16 protein-coding genes are annotated in these 18,896 nt (G+C 35.1%); 11 read left to right on the forward strand and 5 right to left on the reverse strand.

The features are described from left to right. The first annotated feature begins 36 nt into the window (after nucleotides 1–36). On the forward strand, nucleotides 37–1,026 hold the full coding sequence (locus AC1DY0_RS08580; RefSeq protein ID WP_477188191.1) for a glycosyltransferase family protein: 990 nt from the start codon (nucleotides 37–39) through the stop codon (nucleotides 1,024–1,026). Between the two features lie 367 nt (nucleotides 1,027–1,393). Here AC1DY0_RS08580 and obgE read toward each other — a convergent pair whose 3' ends face one another. The 4 genes from obgE to hpt form a co-directional block, all read right to left on the reverse strand. Then, nucleotides 1,394–2,395, reverse strand: a complete 1,002-nt coding sequence (gene obgE, locus AC1DY0_RS08585; protein ID WP_477188192.1) for a GTPase ObgE — start codon at nucleotides 2,393–2,395, stop codon at nucleotides 1,394–1,396. A gap of 91 nt (nucleotides 2,396–2,486) precedes the next feature. Then, nucleotides 2,487–3,761, reverse strand: a complete 1,275-nt coding sequence (locus AC1DY0_RS08590; RefSeq protein ID WP_477188193.1) for a hemolysin family protein — start codon at nucleotides 3,759–3,761, stop codon at nucleotides 2,487–2,489. 207 nt (nucleotides 3,762–3,968) lie between these two features. Further along, a complete protein-coding gene (locus tag AC1DY0_RS08595) occupies nucleotides 3,969–4,541 on the reverse strand; it encodes an adenylate kinase (RefSeq protein WP_477188194.1) in 573 nt (190 codons plus the stop codon). A 31-nt stretch (nucleotides 4,542–4,572) separates the two neighbouring features. After that, entirely contained in the window at nucleotides 4,573–5,103 is a 531-nt protein-coding gene (gene hpt, locus AC1DY0_RS08600; protein ID WP_477188195.1) for a hypoxanthine phosphoribosyltransferase, read from the reverse strand. Between the two features lie 88 nt (nucleotides 5,104–5,191). On the opposite strand from hpt, the gene AC1DY0_RS08605 reads away from it, so the two are divergent. The 5 genes from AC1DY0_RS08605 (at nucleotide 5,192) to AC1DY0_RS08625 (ending at nucleotide 10,732) form a co-directional block, all read left to right on the forward strand. Continuing rightward, entirely contained in the window at nucleotides 5,192–5,740 is a 549-nt protein-coding gene (locus AC1DY0_RS08605; RefSeq protein ID WP_477188196.1) for a hypothetical protein, read from the forward strand. 80 nt (nucleotides 5,741–5,820) lie between these two features. Further along, nucleotides 5,821–6,972: a 5-(carboxyamino)imidazole ribonucleotide synthase gene (locus AC1DY0_RS08610; RefSeq protein WP_477188197.1), complete on the forward strand. Its 1,152-nt coding sequence runs from the start codon at nucleotides 5,821–5,823 to the stop codon at nucleotides 6,970–6,972. Nucleotides 6,973–7,027: 55 nt separating this feature from the next. Next, nucleotides 7,028–7,513, forward strand: coding sequence for a 5-(carboxyamino)imidazole ribonucleotide mutase (gene purE / locus AC1DY0_RS08615; RefSeq protein ID WP_477188198.1), 486 nt, complete (start codon nucleotides 7,028–7,030; stop codon nucleotides 7,511–7,513). Nucleotides 7,514–7,817: 304 nt separating this feature from the next. Next, nucleotides 7,818–9,845, forward strand: coding sequence for a M3 family metallopeptidase (locus tag AC1DY0_RS08620; protein WP_477188199.1), 2,028 nt, complete (start codon nucleotides 7,818–7,820; stop codon nucleotides 9,843–9,845). A gap of 71 nt (nucleotides 9,846–9,916) precedes the next feature. Further along, on the forward strand, nucleotides 9,917–10,732 hold the full coding sequence (locus AC1DY0_RS08625; RefSeq protein ID WP_477188200.1) for a KilA-N domain-containing protein: 816 nt from the start codon (nucleotides 9,917–9,919) through the stop codon (nucleotides 10,730–10,732). 89 nt (nucleotides 10,733–10,821) lie between these two features. Here the strand turns inward: AC1DY0_RS08625 and AC1DY0_RS08630 are convergent, their stop codons facing one another. Continuing rightward, the gene (locus AC1DY0_RS08630) at nucleotides 10,822–11,643 is read right to left on the reverse strand and encodes a UbiA prenyltransferase family protein (RefSeq protein ID WP_477188201.1); all 822 of its coding nucleotides are present in this window, start codon (nucleotides 11,641–11,643) and stop codon (nucleotides 10,822–10,824) included. A gap of 323 nt (nucleotides 11,644–11,966) precedes the next feature. Between AC1DY0_RS08630 and gcvP the strand changes: the two genes are divergently transcribed. From gcvP to AC1DY0_RS08655, 5 genes are all read left to right on the forward strand, one after another. Then, a complete protein-coding gene (gcvP, locus tag AC1DY0_RS08635) occupies nucleotides 11,967–14,816 on the forward strand; it encodes an aminomethyl-transferring glycine dehydrogenase (RefSeq protein ID WP_477188202.1) in 2,850 nt (949 codons plus the stop codon). A 622-nt stretch (nucleotides 14,817–15,438) separates the two neighbouring features. Continuing rightward, nucleotides 15,439–15,927: a hypothetical protein gene (locus AC1DY0_RS08640; RefSeq protein WP_477188203.1), complete on the forward strand. Its 489-nt coding sequence runs from the start codon at nucleotides 15,439–15,441 to the stop codon at nucleotides 15,925–15,927. Between the two features lie 686 nt (nucleotides 15,928–16,613). After that, nucleotides 16,614–16,979, forward strand: a complete 366-nt coding sequence (locus AC1DY0_RS08645; protein ID WP_477188204.1) for a transcriptional regulator — start codon at nucleotides 16,614–16,616, stop codon at nucleotides 16,977–16,979. Nucleotides 16,980–17,147: 168 nt separating this feature from the next. Next, the gene (locus tag AC1DY0_RS08650) at nucleotides 17,148–18,179 is read left to right on the forward strand and encodes a phospholipase D-like domain-containing protein (RefSeq protein WP_477188205.1); all 1,032 of its coding nucleotides are present in this window, start codon (nucleotides 17,148–17,150) and stop codon (nucleotides 18,177–18,179) included. Between the two features lie 274 nt (nucleotides 18,180–18,453). Further along, entirely contained in the window at nucleotides 18,454–18,726 is a 273-nt protein-coding gene (locus AC1DY0_RS08655) for a hypothetical protein (protein WP_477188206.1), read from the forward strand. The last annotated feature ends 170 nt before the right edge of the window (nucleotides 18,727–18,896 follow it).

Below are 18,896 nucleotides of genomic sequence, written 5' to 3' on the forward strand. Positions count from 1 at the left end.
CTCGAAAAACGTTCTTTAAAATCAAAATATACAGAAATGAAAATATTTTATGCCATACAGGCAACAGGCAACGGGCACATCAGCAGAGCAGTGCAATTGTATCCTTATCTGAAAAAATTTGGTGAGGTGGATTTTTTCTTAAGCGGCAACAACGCAACCTTGGATATTAATTTACCTGTAAAATTCAAAAGTGAAGGTTGCAGTTTGCATTACAGTACATGCGGCGGTTTGAATTATTGGGATATTGCCAAAAATATCAAACCCAAACAAATCTATAAAGATGCCAATGCTTTGCCCTTAAAAAACTACGACATAGTTATCAACGATTTCGACTCGATTACTTCTTTGGCCTGTAAACTGCAAAAAGTGCATTCGATACAATTTGGACATCAGGCCAGTTTTATTTCTGCCAAAACGCCCAGACCAGAAAAGAAAAGTGTTATGGGTGAGATGATTCTCAAACATTATGCTCCCTCCCCAAAAAACATAGGATTACATTTTGACAAATACGATGATTTTATTTATCCGCCCATCATCAAAGATGAAATCGTAAATGCCGAACCCAAAAATGAGGGACACATCACTGTTTATTTACCCTCCTTCCAACAAGATTGTTTGGAAAAAGCATTCAACAAACTTCCTAATTTAAAATTTCACTGGTTCTTGAGTGGTATAGAAGCCAAACACACAATCAAGAACGTTACTTATTTCCCAGTCAATCAACAACACTTCAATAAAAGCCTCATAAACTGCGAAGGAATTATTACTGGAGGTGGATTTGAAACGCCAGCCGAAGCCTTATATCTTGGCAAAAAAATACTCTCGATTCCTATCCGCAAGCATTATGAACAAGAATGCAATGCGGCTGCCCTTAAAAAACTGGGTGTTCCCGTACTGTATGATGTCGAAGATAATTTTGATTTAATAATCGAAAACTGGCTTGATTCCCGTGTAAAATACCCGACCATGAAAGCCAACAATATTAAAGAAACTTTGGAAGTATTATTTGATACCTATTATGATTAATTTAGAGCAGAAATATTTGGCTTTTTTGTCAATATCGTCCCGTCCTCCGTTACAATCTCCCGAAAAAAAATCGGGAGGATTTTCACTTCAACCGGGGCTAAGGGCAATGTCATTAAGTTAAGGAATTACTATTTTTATTTTCACGCAGATTTCCGCAGAAAAATGGGTGAAAAAATCTGCCGAATCTGCCGAATCTGCGTGCTATTTTTTTAATTTCTCCCTTAACTTAATGACATTGGGCTAAGGGTTAGCATTCTACCTTTTTGCCATCATCCAAAAAAAGGAAAAACAGTAATCAAACTTAGGCACAAAAACAAAAAAAGGTGCTCTATTGCTAGAACACCTTTTTATTATAAAATCTGAAGTTTTAATCATTCAACATTTTCCATAATTTGTCTTTCAATTCAGTCAAACCTTGTTGGGCAACCGATGAGATAAACATATATGGAATGTCTTTGAAAGCAACGTCTAATTCTGTTTTTAATTCAGCTTTCAGTTCATCATCCAGCATATCGCATTTTGAAATCACCAATAAACGTTCTTTATCCAACATTTCTGGATTGTATTTGGTCAATTCATTAACCAAAATATCGTATTCTGCTTTAATATCTGGTGTATCAACCGGAACTAAAAACAATAAAGTCGAATTACGCTCAATATGACGCAAGAAATAGTGACCTAATCCTTTTCCTTCGGCAGCACCTTCAATAATTCCAGGAATATCGGCGATTACAAAAGATTGAAAATCTCTGTAAGCCACAATCCCAAGATTTGGTTTCAATGTTGTAAAAGGATAATCTGCAATTTTTGGTTTTGCAGAAGTCAACACAGATAATAGCGTTGATTTTCCAGCATTAGGAAAACCTACCAAACCTACATCGGCCAATACTTTAAGTTCCAAAATCACGTCCATTTCCACACCTGGCAAACCTGGTTGAGAATATCTAGGCGTTTGATTTGTTGAGCTTCTAAAGTGCCAGTTTCCTAATCCTCCTTTTCCACCACGACATAGGACTTGTTTTTCACCGTCTTCGGTAATTTCGAATAAGGTTTCGCCCGTTTCTTTGTCTTTTACAACGGTTCCTAATGGTACTTCGATATATTTATCTTCACCATCGGCACCGGTGCTTCTGTCTCCACTTCCGTCTCCTCCATATCCAGCTTTGATATGGCGTGCAAATTTCAAGTGAAACAAAGTCCAAAGTCCCTTGTTTCCTACTAAATAAACATGTCCACCTCGTCCGCCATCACCACCGTCTGGCCCACCTTTTTCAATAAATTTTTCTCTATGCAAATGCGTAGATCCTTTCCCCCCTTTTCCTGAAGAAACATAAATTTTTACGTAATCTACAAAATTCCCTTCTGTCATATCTTCTTGTTTAAAGTTTAATCGCTTAATCGTTTAATCGCTTAGTTGATTTTCTAAACTCATAAACTTCTAAACTTCTAAACTATTTTTTTTAAACCTTTAAGGCTTTAACCATTACTTTATCAATCTTCACGCCATCCATATCGATGACCTCTAACTCAAATTTTTGCCAAATCAACTTTTCTCCTTCTTTTGGGATACGAGATAATTCAGTCATTATTAATCCACTCACGGTGGTCACTTCATAATCATTTATCAAATCATCCAGCTCGAAATAGGTAAGGAAATCGTGTAACGAATAATGCCCGTCTACCATCCAGGTTCCATCCTCTCTTTCGATTAGTTTAAAATCATCTTTATAAAAATCGGATGCATTTCCAACCAAGGCTTCCAGAATATCATTCAACGTAATAATTCCTTGAAAAACACCATATTCATCGGAAACCAATGCATAATGAATTCCAGTTTTTTTGAATTGTTCCAATGCTTTATAAGCAGTCGTCTGCTCCATCATGAAAGGAGCTTCGGTAAGAATTTCAGGTAAATTAAAATTTTCATTATCAACATTGGCAAAAATGCTCTTCAAATTAACAACTCCAACAATATCATCATGGTTATCGCCATAAACCGGATAAACTGAATGCAATTCTTTGATCATAAACCCCCTTACTTGGATTTTACTGGCATGCAGAGGCAACATCATAACTGATTTTCTATGCGTCATCAACGAATTGATTTTTCTATCTCCAATATGAAAAACACGCTCTACGATATCTTGCTCTATTTCCTGAACTTCACCACCTTCGGTTCCTTCTTTGATAATTGCTTTTATTTCTTCTTCTGTAACTTTCCCGTCAGCAGTAGGTTTTATTTGCAATACATCCAATAAAAAATCTGTCGAAGTAGTCAGCAACCATATAAAAGGAGCAGTAATTATCGAAACAATTTTCATAGGTAATGCTACAGCTTTAGCAATACCTTCAGGATGATTCAACCCAATCCGTTTAGGCAATAATTCTCCCAATACCAATGAAAAGAACGTCAATACTACAACTACAATTCCAACTGCAATTGAATGAGCAAACGGAACCAATATCTTAAATCCTCTTACAAATAGCTCGACATCTGCGGTGATTTTATCCCCACTGTAAATACCGGTAAGTATCCCAATAAGTGTTATTCCTATTTGTACTGTTGACAGAAACTTATTTGGGGAATTGGCTAAATCCAAAGCGATTTGGGCACTTTTGTTTCCCTTTTTTGCTGCGGTTTCCAATCTGTTTTTTCTGGCCGAAATTAATGCAATTTCAGACATAGAGAAGACCCCATTTAAGAGTATTAGAAAAAATATTATTACTATTTCCAATGTTTAGATAATTCGTTTATATTTTTGATTCTTAGAATCTTGTTGTTGCGTAATCTTATTTTAATAGCCCAGATGGAAGTGAAAAGCCCACAGTCCCGTTGTTTAATTTTTATGAGTGACACAAAAGCGACTGAAAGAAGCTTATGGGGCGCTTTAGAAAAATAAACAACGGGACGCGGACTTGAAACGTACAGCTGGAAATTGCTTCTACAAATTATCGATAACCGCTGTTAATCTCTCTGTAATTTCCTGAATAGATCCTATTCCATTTACAGCGTGAAACTTATTTTGTGCTTTATAATACCCCATTAATGGAGCAGTTTTTTCGTTGTATTCTTGGTAACGATTTCTGATTTTATCTTCGTCCTGATCGTCAACTCTTCCACTTGTTTTTCCTCTTTCCAATAATCTTGCCACTAGAATATTATCGTCTGCTTCAAGAGCAATTGTAGCGGCAACAGATGAACCAATTGTCGGCAAAAATGCGTCTAATGCTTCGGCTTGAGAAATTGTTCTTGGATACCCATCAAATAAAATCCCGTTAGTATCTGGGTGTTTGTTTACCTCATCAATAAGCATTTTGGTAGTCAACTCGTCTGGAACCAAATCCCCGGCATCCATATACACTCTTGCTTCTTTACCTAATGGAGTGTCGTTTTTCAAGTTGTAACGAAAAACATCTCCAGTTGAAATGTGTGTTAATTTGTATTTTTCTTTTAAAAATTCTGCCTGAGTTCCTTTTCCTGCTCCTGGCTTTCCAAATAAAACTATATTGATCATTCCTTTTTTATATATGATTTTTACTATTTTGTTATTCCTTTAATTGATATACTTCAGGTAAATTTCTACCCAAACCATCGTAATCCAAACCAAAACCAACGATGAATTTGTTGGGAATACGAATACCCACATAGTCAATTTTCAGGTCTTTTTTGAAAGCATCCGGTTTAAAGAAAAGCGTTGCAATCTTAAAATGTTTTACATTTTGACTTTTGAACAGTTTTTTTAATTCTTCCAAAGTGTTTCCTGTATCAACAATATCTTCAATAACAATTACTGTTCTCCCCGTTAAATCTTGGTTTATGCCTATTAATTGCTTAACCGATTCGGTAGAGGAAGTTCCTTCGTAAGAAGCTAATTTGATAAAAGACACTTCACATGGTTTCTTGTATAATTTTAAAAAATCGGAAACTACCATAAAAGAACCATTCAATACTCCAATAAAAATTGGTGTTTCATCAAAAAAATCATCTTCTATTTGCGCTACCATTTTTTCAATAGCAAAGTTTATCTCTTTGGCTGAAATAAACGGAACAAATTGTTTATCGTGTAGTTGTATCACAGTTTTATATTTTAAAATATTTGGCAAAGATAGGGATTTCACTTTTGACAATTGTCAATTGATTTGTACTTTTAAACCAAAAACACCAATGATGGTTACCGAATTCCAAAAAAACTTAGATTATGTAACTGGACATCGAGCCAACAGACAAAAATATGCCAATGAAGTTCTGGATAATCGAGAGCTTTTCCCTGAGTTGATTCAGTTGTGTTTTCAGACTTCAAACAAAAATGCCTCCAAAGCCTTTTGGATTCTGGAATTCGTGTGTTACCAAAAATTAGAATGGTTAGAACAGCATTTGGATTTTTTTTGTCCCAAAATTAAAAACCTAAAAGACGAAAGCGCCATACGGCCAGCAGCAAAAATTTGCCAACTTTTAGTGGTTTCCTATTATAAAAAAAAAGAAGTTCAGCTTTCAGAGAAACATTTGGATGAAATAATAGAAAATAGTTTTGATTGGTTGATTAACGACACCAAAGTAGCTTCAAAAGCCTATTCGATGCGTACCTTATATATTTTAGGACAACATTATGATTGGATACATCCCGAATTGAAAATTATAATTACCAAAGATTTTCCAAATCATACCGCAGCTTATAAGGCTGTCGCCAAAGAAGTTTTGAAGAAAATAAAATAGCATTTTCCTATTCGATTAGGAAAAAGTATCTTTGCATACTCAAGGCAAATGCCAAACAGACAAAGTAAATACCAATCACAATGAACTATTTTTCATCCCATTTCAAATTAGGCATACTCGGTGGCGGACAATTAGGCAAAATGCTGTTGTTTGACACCCGAAAATTTGACATACAAACATATGTACTCGATCCTAGTGACGAAGCACCATGCAAAATTGCATGCAATCATTTTTTTCAAGGTGATTTGATGGATTTTGAAACGGTTTACAATTTTGGAAAGCAAGTAGATGTCTTGACTTTTGAAATTGAATTGGTAAATCTAGATGCTTTGGAAAAATTGGAAAATGAAGGCTTAAAAGTATATCCTTCTCCAAAAACACTGAAACTGATACAAAACAAAGGCATTCAGAAAGCCTTTTATATAGAGAATAATATTCCAACAGCTCCTTTTAAACGTTATGCAACTTTAAAAGATTTGGTGGTTGATTTAGTGGATTCTAATATCCAACTTCCTTTTGTTTGGAAATGTACCGAATTTGGATATGACGGAAACGGTGTAAAAGTCATCAGACAAACAACCGATTTAGAAAATTTACCGAATGTGGAATGTATTGCAGAAACAATGGTTCCTTTCAAAAATGAATTGGCCGTTATTGTTTGCCGCAATCCACAGGGGGAAATAAAAACATATCCGGTGGTAGAAATGGAATTTCATCCTGAAGCCAATCAAGTGGAATATGTAATTTGTCCAGCCCGAATTGACGATAAAGTAGCCGAAAAAGCAAGAGCAATTGCCTTGAATGTTTCGCAACAATTTAATCACGTTGGTCTTTTGGCAGTTGAAATGTTCCAAACCGAAGACGATGAAATCTTGGTAAACGAAGTGGCTCCTCGCCCACACAATTCTGGTCATTATTCGATCGAAGCCAGTTATACATCACAATTTGAAAACCATTTGCGAGCAATTCTTGATTTGCCGTTGGGAAATACAGAAAGTAAAGTGGCTGGAATTATGGTCAATTTATCAGGTGCAGAAGGTTTCTCTGGAGATGTCGTTTACGAAAATATAGAGAAAATTTTAGGTTGGAATGGTGTTACCCCACACATTTACGGTAAAAAACAAACTCGTCCTTTCAGAAAAATGGGACATGTTACAATTGTCAATGAAGACATCAATGAAGCAAGAAGGATTGCCGAGGATGTGAAGAATACGATAAGAGTGATTAGTTAAAAAATAATTATAAATATTGAATTATAATTTAATTCAAAAATCAATATAAAAACAAATGAGCAAAGTAGCCATAATAATGGGAAGCATTTCGGACATGCCTGTAATGCAAGATGCCATAGACATTTTAAAAGGATTTGATATAGCTGTAGAAGTCGATATTGTATCGGCACACAGAACCCCTGAAAAATTATTTGATTTTAGTAAAAATGCACATACACGTGGTATTTCGGTGATTATTGCTGGTGCTGGTGGTGCGGCGCATTTACCTGGAATGGTAGCTTCGATGTCCCCATTACCTGTGATTGGAGTTCCTGTAAAATCTAGCAACTCTATTGATGGTTGGGACAGTGTTCTATCAATTTTACAAATGCCTGGAGGTGTTCCTGTTGCCACTGTTGCTTTGAACGGAGCAAAAAATGCCGGAATTCTTGCTGCACAAATCATAGGAAGTGCCGACAAAAATATTTTAGATAAAATCATCACCTATAAAGAAGGACTGAAAGAAGCCGTTTATAAATCTTCTGAAAATTTGAATAAATAAAAAAAGCTCCTAATAAAAGGAGCTTTTTTTGATATTGTAAAATCTAAACTTGGGGGAATTTAGTTTTATCAATAATGTGTGTGGTATTTAATATAATTTTTTTTGATTTGGGCCAAAAAGAGCTTATAATTCTCGACTGAATTAGTTCATGCGCTAACTAATTACTCGACAAAAGTACGCAAATAATCGATAAAATACACATCACTTGAAAAATTTAACACATTTTTCCTCTTTTTTGTTTTTAAAGGATAAAAATGTAAAACTATAACAACCACTTGTTTGCAATAAAATAGAATATAGAATTATGAATATACTACTTCAAAAATTTGACACCAAGCTAGACACGGCGCCATTTTCTAAAATAAAAAATGAAGATTATCTTCCTGCTTTTCAGGAAGCTATTGATTTGGCCAAAGCCGAAATTGACGCAATAGTTGACAATACAGAAAATCCTACTTTTCAAAACACAATTGAGGCTTTATCATTTAGCGGAGATACTTTGGATCGAATTTCAAGTATCTTTTTCAATTTAAATTCGGCAGAAACGAGTGACGAAATGCAAAAAATTGCTCAAGAAGTTTCGCCTTTATTATCTGAATTTGGAAATGATGTTCGTTTGAATGTTGGTCTGTTTGCTAAAGTAAAAATGGTATATGAGCAAATGGATTCATTGAACTTGAATCCGGAGCAAACAACCCTTTTGGATAAACAATACAAAAGCTTTTCCAGAAATGGAGCTAATTTACCTGAAGACAAGAAAAATCAGTTACGAGAAATCGATAAAGAATTATCAAAATTAAGCTTGCAATTTGGCGAGAATGTTTTGGCTGAAACCAATGCTTTCGAATTGCATCTTATAGATGAAAAGGATTTGGCAGGTTTACCGGAAGGAACTATTGAAGCTGCTCGTTCATTGGCGAAAGCCCAGGAAAAAGAAGGCTGGATTTTTACCTTGGACCATCCAAGTTACATTCCGTTTGTGACTTATGCTGACAACCGTGAATTGCGTAAAAAAATGGCGATTGCTTTTGGTGCCAGATGTTTTCAAAATAACGAATTTGACAATCAAGAGATTGTTTTGAAAATTACCAAACTGCGTTTCGAAAGAGCCAATCTTTTGGGTTATAAAACTCATGCTCATTTTGTACTTGAAGAACGCATGGCCGAAAGTCCAGAAAGAGTATTATCCTTTTCAAATGATTTATTAGCCAAAGCAAAACCGGCTGCACAAAAAGAGTTTGACCAATTATCGGCTTTCGCCAAAGAATTGGATGGCATAGAACAACTTGAAAAATGGGACGGCGCTTATTATTCAGAAAAACTGAAGCAACAATTATTCAATTTGGATGATGAGAAATTGAAACCGTACTTCCAATTGGAGAAAGTATTGAATGGTGCTTTCACTATTGCCGAAAAATTATATGGACTTACTTTTACCGAGGTTTTTGATATCGATAAATACCACGAAGAAGTAACCACCTATGAAGTAACAGATAAAAACAAAGAATTAGTTGCTGTTTTCTACGCCGATTTCTTTCCGAGAAAAGGCAAACGAAATGGTGCTTGGATGACTTCTTTCAAATCACAATACATTAAAGACGGCATAAACGAAAGACCCCATATTTCGAATGTTTGCAACTTTACAAAACCTACTGAAACCAAACCGTCGCTTTTAACATTTAATGAAGTGACTACCTTATTTCACGAATTTGGTCACGGATTGCACGGAATGTTAGCAAATACTACATACCCAAATCTTTCGGGAACATCAGTTTATTGGGACTTTGTGGAATTACCAAGTCAGATTATGGAAAATTGGTGCTACGAACCAGAGGCTTTGGCTTTGTTTGCACACCATTACGAAACTGGCAAAGTTATACCGCAAGAATATGTTCAAAAAATTAAAGAGAGTGCAAGTTTTCAAGAAGGGTTGGCTACGATGCGTCAATTGAGTTTTGGATTGTTGGATATGGCTTGGCACGGACAAGATCCTACAAATATCACAGACATCAAAACTTTTGAAACCAAACAATTTGCTTCCACTCAATTGTATCCTGATGTAGCAGAAAATGCGATGAGTACTGCATTTTCACACATATTTCAAGGAGGTTATTCATCTGGATATTACAGCTACAAATGGGCCGAAGTTCTTGACGCTGACGCATTTGATTATTTCTTAGAAGAAGGAATATTTAATACGGAAGTAGCAGAAAAATTCAAAGAAAATGTACTTTCAAAAGGAGGAACAGAACACCCTATGATTTTATACAAACGTTTCAGAGGACAAGAACCAAAACCAGATGCTTTGTTGAAAAGAGCGGGATTAATTTAAAATATTGACTTTAAATTCTTACATATAAGAATTGTTTTTCTAACTTTATGCATTATTTGAAAACGAAACAGATGGCAAAAAGTAAAATCCTAAACGTACTTGGAAAAGAAATCAATATAATCCAAAAAGGAAATTCTGATTTCATATCTCTTACCGATATGATTAAAGCAAAAGATGGAGATTTTTTTATTTCAGACTGGTTAAGAAATAGAAATACTATTGAGTACTTGGGGATTTGGGAAAGCATCTATAATCCAAATTTTAATTATGGCGAATTTGCCATAATTAAAAGTCAAGCGGGTTTAAACAGTTATAAATTAAGTGTCAAAGATTGGGTTGAAAAAACAAATGCTATAGGAATTCGAGCAACAACAGGAAGATATGGTGGAACATTTGCCCATCCAGATATTGCTTTTGAATTTGGCATGTGGATAAGTCCTGAATTTAAAATTTACTTAGTAAAAGAATTTCAACGTTTAAAAGAAGATGAGAACGATCGATTAAAATTAGAATGGAATTTTCAACGAACGTTAGCAAAAGTAAATTATCACATTCATACAGATGCCATAAAAACAAATCTAATTCCTGAATCTCTTGATAAAAACAAAATAAATTTCATTTATGCCAATGAAGCCGATTTGCTAAATGTATCCTTATTTGGAATTACTGCAAAACAATGGAAAGATGAAAATCCAAATGTTGAAGGAAATATTCGAGATATGGCAACCATTGAACAATTAGTAGTTTTGTCTAATTTAGAAAGTTTAAATTCGGTTTTTATTTATCAAGGGCAATCACAATCTGAACGTTTAATGCAATTGAATACGATTGCCATAACTCAGATGAAAGCATTAATAAACAATAAACAGGTCAAAAAACTAAAATAACAGTTATTTTATTTACAAAGAAATTTAGAAACCGAAGTAGAAATGCTTCGGTTTTTTATTTTTAGAAAACTATGAATCAATTATTACATCTACCAAAAACACAAAACACAAATCCACCAAAAAATCGGAATACATTCTGCCCAAAACGAAGTATAATATTTGGACCGTTTTTCATTAGCGAAAGCCAAAAACAAAGTTGTAATAGTGGCGATAATAATCACTAATACCAAATGCACAATATTGTATTTGAAATTACTGTTGAACAATTCCAAAACACAAAAAATCATCAATAAAACATATCCCAGGTTTTTAGTTCGCTTCACTCCTATTTGCTGAGGAACGGTTTTCAAATGAGGATCATCATTGGCCAAATCAATAATTTCAAAAATAAGAATCAGTACAAAAAACAATATAAATCGCTGAACACTTTTTAGATAGAAATCCGAAGTTATCGCAATTCCAGCATCCAGGATTGGCAATACTAAAGTTACTCCAACCCAACACAAAGACACAATATAAATTTTGATGCCAGCCCAATTTCTGGCGTTTTTGCGATTTGGAAAAAATGGCAATGTGTACAATAAAGTCAAGGATAAAACCCCTACTGAAACAATTTGAGTTATACGCTGCAATTGAAAAAAGTAAAAACCAACCGCTATAAAAGAAAGAACACTGAACAAAACAATGAGCTTCAAACTAGCCCGCATTTTTATTTTATGGGTTCGAGCAAAACTATCGTACTTAACAAAATTATATCCCACAATAGTTCCAAAGAAAGCAAAATTTGCTACCGGCTTATCCTCTGGAATATTGAACATAAAATTAGTCATTTGTACCAATGAAAAACAGGACAAAGCAACATGTATACTGCTGTTTATATAAAATTTAAGAATACTTTTTAAAATCTTCATCAAACAAATTTAATCAATTGTTAATAAATCAGTCCATTAGTTGAAAAATCCCTATAAAATCAAGTTAAAAAAGGGCTTTATTAAGAGATTAATATTTATTTTTGCACCACAAAAAACACAACGCTTTTATTTCTACACTAAATAGTCTTGATTGGACTGAAATTCAAATATAAATGAATATTTAAACAATCAGGCTTTTCCTTTAGACTTAAAAAAAACAAATAGTAGCTACACATATATGAAATCGCCATGATTCATACTGTAGAATAATTAAAACAGAATGGCGATACCATGTTCAAATAAAAAACAAATATTAACTACACATGAAAACAGATTCTTTTGCTTTAAGACACATTGGCCCGAGAGAAACAGATTTACAACACATGTTGAAAACCATAGGAGTTGACTCTATAGAGCGACTTGTTTATGAAACACTTCCGGATGATATTCGTCTAAAAGCGCCTCTTGCATTAGACCCTGCTATGACTGAATATGAATATGCCAATCATATCACCCAGTTGGGAAGCAAAAACAAAATGTTTCAATCGTACATAGGTTTAGGATACAACCAAGCTATTGTTCCCGCGGTTATTCAAAGAAATATTTTTGAAAACCCAGGATGGTACACTGCCTATACTCCTTACCAAGCTGAAATTGCACAAGGTCGTTTGGAAGCTATTTTAAATTTCCAAACTATGGTAGTTGAACTTACCGGAATGGAAATCGCAAATGCTTCTTTATTGGATGAAGCGACTGCAGCTGCCGAAGCAATGGCATTATTATTTGACGTAAGAACACGCGATCAAAAGAAAAACAATGTCAATAAATTCTTCGTTTCCGAAGAAATATTACCTCAAACTTTATCGGTTTTAGAAACTCGTTCTACTCCAATCGGAATAGAATTGGTTGTTGGAAACCACGAAATTTTTGATTTCTCATCAGACTTTTTCGGAGCAATCCTTCAATATCCTGGAAAATATGGTCAAGTAAACGACTATACTTCATTTATTGCAAAAGCTGCAGCAAACGAAATAAAAGTTGCTGTTGCTGCCGATATTTTGAGTTTAACAAAACTGACTCCTCCAGGAGAAATGGGAGCTGCAGTAGTAGTTGGAACAACACAACGTTTCGGAATTCCGTTGGGTTATGGTGGACCACACGCTGCTTATTTTGCTACCAAAGACGAGTACAAAAGATCTATGCCGGGAAGAATCATCGGGGTAACTGTTGATACTAACGGAAACCGTGCTTTGCGTATGGCTTTGCAAACTCGTGAGCAACACATCAAACGTGACAAAGCGACTTCAAATATCTGTACTGCACAAGTATTACTTTCTGTAATGGCAGGAATGTACGCTGTATATCACGGACCAAAAGGTTTGCAATATATCGCTGATAAAGTACACGCTTTGGCTGCAACTTTGTCAAACGAATTGGAAAAACTAGGTTTACAACAAACCAATACTGCTTTCTTCGATACTATCGTTATCAAAGCAGACGCTCAAAAAGTTCGCACTATTGCAGAACAAAACGAGATAAACTTTTACTACATCGACAACAATACCGTTTCTATCTCTTTGAATGAAACTACTAGTATTGCCGATATCAATAAAATTGCTGGAATTTTCGCTTCCGCAAATGGCAAGCAAGCAACAACAATCGAAAATTTATCAGAAGCAAATCATTTTCCAGAGGATTTAAACAGAACATCATCTTTCTTACAACACGATGTTTTCAACCAATTCCACTCAGAATCAGCAATGATGCGTTACATCAAAATGTTGGAGCGTAAAGATTTATCATTGAATCACTCAATGATTTCTCTAGGATCTTGTACAATGAAACTGAATGCAGCTTCAGAGATGTTACCATTAAGCAATGCACTTTGGAACAACATTCACCCTTTTGCACCGCTAGATCAAGCACAAGGATACCAAGAAATGTTGTCTAAATTGGAACAACAATTAAACGTAATTACCGGTTTTGCAGGAACAACTTTGCAACCTAACTCAGGAGCACAAGGAGAATATGCAGGATTAATGGTAATTCGCGCGTACCACCAATCTCGTGGTGATCACCACAGAAACATCGCTTTAATTCCATCATCGGCTCACGGAACCAATCCAGCATCTGCAGCTATGGCGGGTATGAAAGTAATCGTAACCAAAACATTGGAAAACGGAAATATAGACGTTGAAGATTTACGTCAAAAAGCAATTGAGCACAAAGATGACCTTTCTTGTTTGATGGTTACTTATCCATCAACTCACGGGGTTTTTGAAAGCGCTATTATCGAAATCACAAAACTAATCCACGAAAACGGCGGACAGGTTTATATGGACGGTGCCAATATGAATGCACAAGTTGGTTTGACCAACCCAGCAACTATTGGAGCTGACGTTTGTCACTTGAACCTTCACAAAACATTCGCTATCCCTCACGGTGGTGGTGGACCAGGTGTTGGACCAATTTGCGTTGCCGAGCACTTAGTTCCTTTCTTGCCATCAAACCCAGTTATTCCAACAGGCGGAAGCAATGCCATTACAGGTATTTCTGCAGCACCTTGGGGATCTGCATTGGTATGTTTAATCTCTTACGGTTACATCACAATGTTAGGTGCCGATGGATTAAAAGAAGCTACAGAGCACGCTATCTTGAACGCCAATTACATCAAAGAAAAATTAAACGGTCACTACGACACTTTATACTCTGGTGAAATGGGTCGTGCAGCTCACGAAATGATTTTGGAATGTCGCCCTTTCAAACAAAAAGGAATCGAAGTTACCGATATCGCAAAACGTTTAATGGATTATGGTTTCCACGCACCAACCGTTTCTTTCCCAGTGGCAGGAACCTTGATGATCGAGCCAACCGAAAGTGAAAACCTAGAAGAATTAGATCGTTTTTGTGACGCTATGATTGCAATTCGTAAAGAAATCGAAGCAGCAACCATCGAAGACAGCAACAACGTATTGAAAAATTCTCCTCATACATTGGCCATGCTTACTGCCGAAACTTGGGATTTCCCATACAGCAGAGAGCAAGCTGCTTTCCCACTGGATTACATCGCCGAAAACAAATTCTGGCCTACCGTTCGTAGAGCCGATGACGCTTACGGAGACAGAAACCTAGTGTGTAGCTGTGCGCCTATCGAGGCTTACATGGAGAGCTAGATTGCAGATTACATATTATACAAAACCCTTTCAGTATCACAACTGAAAGGGTTTTTCATTTTATAACCCTAATGAAAATAAGGAGCAGAAATTATTCGTTCCTCATCAACATCACTCCTGCTGTCCGCTGTATTTTTTTTTATTTTACCCTGTCAGGGTTTAAAACCCTGACAGGGTAAAATAAAAAAAAGATGCCGCTTCCATCAGGGCTAGTTTAGACGTTTAGTTTTTCAAAAGACGTTTTCCAAAAAAGCCACTGCACATTCTATTGCCGTTTTGTACATTTTTCTCACCCCGTCTCCACTCCGACTGCACCCAATATTCTCATCCCCGGTAAATGCCATTGAGGTTTTCAGATCCCTACAAACCCCAATCTTGTCATCCCGAGGAACGAGGGATCTCCGCACGATATTCCACAAAGTAAACACGATACTGTACAGAGCTACTTGCGGAGATTCCTTTGGAACCTGTGCTGACGCAGGAAGTATCGGGATGACAATATTATGTGTAAATACTATCCCTAGCATATTTTTAAAACAGTAAAATAAGAAAAAACTTTACTTTTTTATATTGTAATTTACTAAAATTCCTATATTAGCAATAACCTTTTAAACTATCATCTATGGCTAATTTAACCAACAACCGAATCAACACAACCGCTACAGCTGCACAAATAACAGCAGTAAAAACTGCCTTGCAAACCATTACTACAAACCTTCCGTTTCTGGTGGGACTTACTACCGAAGAGCGTATTGCTCTCCCATCGATAAATGTTAGCAATAAAGCTTTTACAGAAGATGCCATTAATGCAGGAGTAAACAACCCTACATTAATACCATCTTATGTATCTGTAGCAAGTATGCAAAATGACATGTTGCTTTTTACACAACTCGATGAAATTATTATGGTAACCAAACAACTACTCGAAAAAATGGAGGACACCCAATTATTGGTGGGTAGCGAAGCCTATACATCGGCACTTACGCTGTATAAACTTTTTGGCTCCGCCGCCGATGCCGGCGTAGGCGGTACTGATACAATTGTATCACAATTAAAACAACGCTTCGCAGGTCAGGGAGGCTCTGGTATTCCTGCTGTCAATCCTAACTAATAATTCTTCAGATCTTACTATTACAAAACGCTTCCTGCTAACAGGAAGCGTTTTTTTTTATGCTTCATCAATTGCTTTCAGCTATACTTTCCTTTCCTACCCTTGATTTTTTTTCACATCCCTATACCTTTCTGCATCCCTTATACCCTCAAACTTGTCATCCCAACGGTGGAGACTCTAGCGATAGCGAACAGACGAAGCAAATCTCCGCAATCAACATCCTCAATCTTGTCATCCCGACGGAGGAGGGATCTTCGCAAGTAGCTCCGCACTGTATGTGATTACTTTGTGGACATCTCAAAGGAGTTCCTCTCTCATCCAAAAAGACGAGACGGGATGACAATATTGGGTGTAGCTGGTAGCTGTTGAGCAACCAAAAAGCTTCACCTTTTTTGATGTTTCTTTAAAGGAAAAATAATTTACTTGGTGATAAAGGCTAAGTTACTATGCCTTTATCACTAAGTAAAGTAGTATTTAAGGCTAACTTTACTAGCCTTTATTACCTGTATAATTAGTATTAATCACTAATACTATTAGTAATTATTGCAAATAGTACTGGCAATTTTTACCAATTTAGTTATGTATAAAGGCTAATAGAGTTAGCCTTTAATACAAATAGTATTAGCCTTTAACACTATTTAATACAAAAAATAGTATATTTACTACTACTAACAATTAACAAAGTCATGATAGAACTCAAAAAGAAATTTCTACAAAAGCGGGACAATGATGCACCGTCACTGGGCAATTTCATCAATTGGCACTTTCAGGAAAATAAGATTCGGAAGAAAAAGGTATCAGACTTTTTAGGGGTTCTACCCACTACTTTGAATGGCTATTTCAAGCAGTCCTCTTTTCAGTTTGCCATATTATGGCGCATTTCGCTGGCGGTAGAGCATAACTTCCTTATGGAGCTGGGCGAAAGACTGGGAATACCCTACGAAACCAAAGCCGAAAAAGAACTGAAAACCCAACTTGTCGAAAACGAAAAACAAATTGAAACATTACAAACACAACTCAATCTGTTTAAACAAATTCATAAAATAGAATAGCAGCAAAAATCCTTTTGATGATTTGCGTTCTTTATTTTATATATTTGAGAAGAATAATAAGTGTGTATTTTATCACACTTATACACCCGATTTTGGGTGGATATGTGTGATGGAGTCACATATATATACAAGTTAGTGGCAATTATAAGAAAACTCAGAATTCAATAAATGATAAAAACTTACTTCCAAAACATCCGAAAAGAAATCTTATCAGAGTTAAATCTAGCAGAAAAGGAAATCATTGTAGCAATTTACTGGTTCACAAATCACGAACTTTTTGAAAAACTTTGTGAAAAGAAAGAATCAGGTATTTCTATTTCTTTAATTGTCCATAATGATTTTATAAACAATAGAGAAAATGGTTTAGATTTTCAAAAATTCATTGATTTAGGGGGAGAATTATTTTTTTCAGATTCCGATAATCCAATGCATAATAAGTTCTGTGTAATAGATGGAAAAGTATTAATTAATGGTTCTTATAATTGGACTTATTTTGCAGAAAGCAAAAATAATGAGAATATACTTTTAATCAAAAATGAAGATGAAACTGTTCAAGCATTTAGAACAGAATTTGACAATTTAAAGAAAGACCTTCAAATAGTAAATACAGTAATAAAATTAACAAAATTTGAAATTGATGAATTCAACGGACTAAATTCACGAGAATATCTTGCAAACGACATTATATACGAAGCAAAAGCAACAAATAGACCTGAAATAGTCCAAGAAGCTTTTAAAATTGCGCCAGAAAATATTAGTATTCAAAAGGAAGCTGTAAAATTAAATCTTTATGAAAAAAGAAGATTGCTTTGCTCAATTGGTGCTGAAGTTAAAGATAACCAATATTTGGTTGGTGTAAAAAAAGGAACTTTACTTCCTGTTACAATTACAAGAGAATTAATAACATCAGAAAACGACCAAGTTACTTGTAAAAGCATAATATATTACGGAGATAAAGAATTTGCAAATCAAAATAAGCAAATGCCAAATAAAGGAATAAATGGTTTAGCTGGTGGTGTTATTATAAAAGGTTTACCAAAGTTACCAGCAGGAAAAGCAAGAATGAAAATGATATTTACAATTGATTTATACGCGAAACTGCAAGTTAAATTCTACTCATTAGATAATGGAAAAACAGATTACTATAGAGTGGATGTTGAAAATTTAGTAAAAAATGAGGAAATAGTAAGCGAAAAATAAATACGTAAAATAACTGCCACTAACACACGCTACAAGCAATTTGGGCATTTGGCTTAATGGAAAGATGGTTTTGTACTTGGGATGATTTGGCAAATCCGAAGACAAGGCTTAATTTAGTCTAAAACACACTAACTACCAGGATGTTAATGGCAACCTCGCAACCAAATTAGTAAAAATAACGAAATTACATATCAGAAGTGTTTTTATGAAATCTAGTTATTGCAATCATATTTCAACTTAACATCTTTTTAAAATAAAATCTAAAATTTATAAAATGGGATATAATTTCTATAATAACAAAGAGGAAATAAAATACTTAAACGAATCTTGGGAATACGATACTTTAAGTTATTATAAATTTTGCGCATTTGACCTCTACGAAATAAATCAAAGAATAAAAAATGGAGAGATTATAAAAATCGTGAAAAATGAAGGTACAACAACTGAAAAAACTTACTTAGTTGAAAACACAACTGACTTTAAGAATTGGGTTGAAAAAATTTTTAAAGGAGGTTTTGAAAAGCATCTTGAAACGATAATGAAATAGTCTATAATCCTTAACTAAAAAAAGAGCCAGCCACTAACAGCTACAACGGATTTGGACATTGAGCTTAATGGAAAGATGGTTTTGTATTTGGGATGATTTGGCTAATCCGAAAATAGGACTTAATTTAATCCCAAAACCGCTGTAGTGCCAGAACGTTAGTGGCTGTTTTA

Source organism: Flavobacterium sp. P1_E4 (assembly GCF_056405915.1).

Excerpts from the sequence above, each read along its gene's own strand:
- AC1DY0_RS08580 (WP_477188191.1), top strand. The coding sequence starts at position 37 with ATGAAAATATTTTATGCCATACAGGCAACAGGCAACGGGCACATCAGC.
- obgE (WP_477188192.1), bottom strand. The coding sequence starts at position 2,395 with ATGACAGAAGGGAATTTTGTAGATTACGTAAAAATTTATGTTTCTTCA.
- AC1DY0_RS08595 (WP_477188194.1), bottom strand. The coding sequence starts at position 4,541 with ATGATCAATATAGTTTTATTTGGAAAGCCAGGAGCAGGAAAAGGAACT.
- AC1DY0_RS08605 (WP_477188196.1), top strand. The coding sequence starts at position 5,192 with ATGATGGTTACCGAATTCCAAAAAAACTTAGATTATGTAACTGGACAT.
- AC1DY0_RS08610 (WP_477188197.1), top strand. The coding sequence starts at position 5,821 with ATGAACTATTTTTCATCCCATTTCAAATTAGGCATACTCGGTGGCGGA.
- purE (WP_477188198.1), top strand. The coding sequence starts at position 7,028 with ATGAGCAAAGTAGCCATAATAATGGGAAGCATTTCGGACATGCCTGTA.
- AC1DY0_RS08620 (WP_477188199.1), top strand. The coding sequence starts at position 7,818 with ATGAATATACTACTTCAAAAATTTGACACCAAGCTAGACACGGCGCCA.
- AC1DY0_RS08625 (WP_477188200.1), top strand. The coding sequence starts at position 9,917 with ATGGCAAAAAGTAAAATCCTAAACGTACTTGGAAAAGAAATCAATATA.
- AC1DY0_RS08630 (WP_477188201.1), bottom strand. The coding sequence starts at position 11,643 with ATGAAGATTTTAAAAAGTATTCTTAAATTTTATATAAACAGCAGTATA.
- gcvP (WP_477188202.1), top strand. The coding sequence starts at position 11,967 with ATGAAAACAGATTCTTTTGCTTTAAGACACATTGGCCCGAGAGAAACA.
- AC1DY0_RS08640 (WP_477188203.1), top strand. The coding sequence starts at position 15,439 with ATGGCTAATTTAACCAACAACCGAATCAACACAACCGCTACAGCTGCA.
- AC1DY0_RS08645 (WP_477188204.1), top strand. The coding sequence starts at position 16,614 with ATGATAGAACTCAAAAAGAAATTTCTACAAAAGCGGGACAATGATGCA.
- AC1DY0_RS08650 (WP_477188205.1), top strand. The coding sequence starts at position 17,148 with ATGATAAAAACTTACTTCCAAAACATCCGAAAAGAAATCTTATCAGAG.
- AC1DY0_RS08655 (WP_477188206.1), top strand. The coding sequence starts at position 18,454 with ATGGGATATAATTTCTATAATAACAAAGAGGAAATAAAATACTTAAAC.